The sequence below is a fragment of the Streptomyces nanshensis genome, assembly GCF_001751255.1.
GTDB classification, from domain to species: domain Bacteria; phylum Actinomycetota; class Actinomycetes; order Streptomycetales; family Streptomycetaceae; genus Streptomyces; species Streptomyces nanshensis_A.
This window is the reverse complement of record NZ_LJGW01000379.1, coordinates 1-2521: the sequence shown is the minus strand read 5'-3', so window position 1 is coordinate 2521 and position 2521 is coordinate 1. Positions and strand designations below refer to the sequence as shown.

Annotated in this window: 3 protein-coding genes; 2 read left to right on the top strand and 1 reads right to left on the bottom strand. The window is 75.4% G+C overall.

Annotation, left to right across the window (positions count from 1 at the left end):
* Both AN218_RS38415 and AN218_RS23370 read left to right on the top strand, forming a co-directional pair.
* Positions 1–243, top strand: a 243-nt coding sequence (locus tag AN218_RS38415) for a pirin-like C-terminal cupin domain-containing protein (protein ID WP_275936993.1), incomplete at its 5' end; no start/stop codon positions are given.
* 135 nt (positions 244–378) lie between these two features.
* Positions 379–1449, top strand: coding sequence for a pirin family protein (locus AN218_RS23370; protein ID WP_079132499.1), 1071 nt, complete (start codon positions 379–381; stop codon positions 1447–1449).
* Here the strand turns inward: AN218_RS23370 and AN218_RS23365 are convergent.
* A partial coding sequence (locus tag AN218_RS23365) for an FAD-dependent oxidoreductase (RefSeq protein ID WP_141747680.1) occupies positions 1450–2521 on the bottom strand: 1072 nt, incomplete at its 5' end.

Below are 2521 nucleotides of genomic sequence, written 5' to 3'. Positions count from 1 at the left end.
ATGCTGCTCGGCGGCGTGCCCTTCGACGAGCCGCTGGTGATGTGGTGGAACTTCGTGGCCCGCAGCCACGAGGAGATCGTCGAGGCCCGCGCCGCATGGGAGGCCGAGCGCGAGGGCGGCGGCGACGGCCGCTTCGGCGCGGTCACGGGTTACGAGGGTCCGGCGCTGCCCGCGCCGCAGCTCCCGGGCGTCGAACTCCGCGCCCGCCCCCGCTACCGCGCCCGGCGGCCCGCGGACGGCTGAGCCGACGCCGAGCCAACTCGGCCCGGTCCGGCCCCACTTGGATCCGGTCCTTCGCGCTTCGATCCCACGGGAATAATTGAATCCTGAACTACATTCCACGGTGTGCACGGCACCACCCGCATCCAGGAGGTCACCATGCCCGCCGTCACCGCAGACATCCTCACCTTGCCGCGCGTCCCCTCGCCCGTCGCCGACGGCACCCGCTGGCGCGGCGTCGCCCGTACCGTCACCGCACGGCGGCAGCTCGAAGGTGAAGGCTTCGAGGTGCGGCGGCCGTTCCCGGGCACGGACCTCGCCGCCGCCGACCCGTTCCTGCTGCTGGACCACCTCGGGGCCGTCGAGTACGGACCGGGCGAGGCCAAGGGCGCCCCGTGGCACCCGCACCGCGGCTTCGAGACGGTGACGTACATGCTCGACGGCGCCTTCGAGCACAACGACTCCACCGGAGGCGGCGGCCTGATCACCGAGGGCGCCACCCAGTGGATGACCGCGGGCGCCGGAGTGCTCCACTCCGAGCTGCCGCCGCAGGACTTCGTCGCCAAGGGCGGCCTCTTCCACGGCGTACAGCTCTGGGTCAACCTGCCCAAGGCGCTGAAGTGGACCCCGGCCCAGTACCAGGACATCACCGCCGGGCAGACGGTCCTGCTCGCGGGCGACGACGGCGGCAGCCTGCTGCGGCTCATCGCGGGCGACCTCGCGGGACACCGCGGCCCCGGCATGACGCGTACGCCCATCACCTACGTCCACGCCACCGTCAGCCCCGGCGCGCGACTCGCGCTGCCCTGGCCGGAGGACTTCAACGCGCTGGTGTACGTACTGGCCGGACGCGGCACTGTCGGCACCGAGCAGCGGCCCCTCGCCGAGGGCCAGCTCGCGGTGCTCGGGCCCGGCGAGGCGCTGACCCTGCGCGCGGCCGACGGCCAGGACTACAACGGCAGCCGCACCGGCTGGGAGGTCCTGCTGCTGGGCGGGCTGCCGATCCGCGAACCCGTCGCCCGGTACGGCCCGTTCGTGATGAACACCAAGGCGGAGATCATCCAGGCCGTCGAGGACTTCCAGAGCGGCAGGCTCGGCGCCACCGCGCCCCGGCCGCGTCCGGTGCCGCACCGTACGGACTCGGACACCTCGCTGGACGGCGACGCGAAGGGGGACGGGACCGGAAGCGGGACCGGCAACGGGACCGGGGAGGGGAACGGCGCCGGGTGATCACGCCGCGGTGCTGAGCGAGCGGTCGCCCTCCGGCAGCGGCAGCCCGAAGTCGCGCAGCACCTCGTGCGCGGCCCGCCGCCCCGAGACGAGCGCGCCCTGTGCCGTACTGGTGTCGCGGTGCTCGCCGCACACGTACAGCCCGCACAACACCCGTACGGGGCGCCGCAGATCGTGCGGCGGCGGCATGGCCGGGACCGCCCGCGGGTCGTGATGAGCCGCCAGCAGGCTCCAGCGTCCCGCGGGCACCCCGTGCAGCGAGGCCAACTGTGCGCGGGAGGCGGAGTCCAGGGCGGCGGTCGGCTCGCTCGCGGCGGCGCCCAGCACCACCGAGGTCACCAGTCCCGCACGCCCCGGACGTGCCCGGTCCGGATCGACGGCGGAGGCCGCCCACGAGTGCGAGACGGGGCCCTGGCGTGCGGCGTCCCCGTCGACGAGCAGCGAGCGCGAGAGCGGCAGCACCTCGTCGACCGCGTGGTGCAGGACCGTCATGGGGTGGAAGTCCGGCACCCGCAGCCCCGGAAGCAGTTCGCCCGCGTCCGCGGCGCCGGTCGCCACGACGACCGCGCGGCAGGCGAGCGTGCCGTGGTCGCGGGTCGTGACGGAGTTCGTCGTGACGGAGACGGCGGTGACGTCCGTCCGTACGGTGCCCTCCGGCAGCGCCCCCGCCAGCAGCGCCGGGACCTCGGCGAGGCCGCCCGCCGGCAGAGCGCAGCCGCCCCGTACGAACCCGCGCAGCGTCAGATCCGCGACCCGGCTCGACGTGGTGAGCGCCGGGTCGGACAGCAGCGCGGACAGCAGCGGACGGACCACCGAGCCCACGGTGCGCGAGGGCAGTCCGCGCGCCGACAGCGCCTGGGCGGCGGGGAGTTCGGTACGTGCGAGCAGCCGGTCGGAGGGGACGGCCGCGAACCGGGCGAGGGCGCCGCGCAGCCGGTGCAGATCGAGTGCGCCGGTCGTCCCGTGCAGCGGACGGGAGAGCCGGCCGGAGAGCTGGCCCGGGACGCCACGGCCCGGCCGGCGGGAGAACCCGGGGCGGCCGCGGGCACCGGTCAGGGCGCGCGCCGTGGTG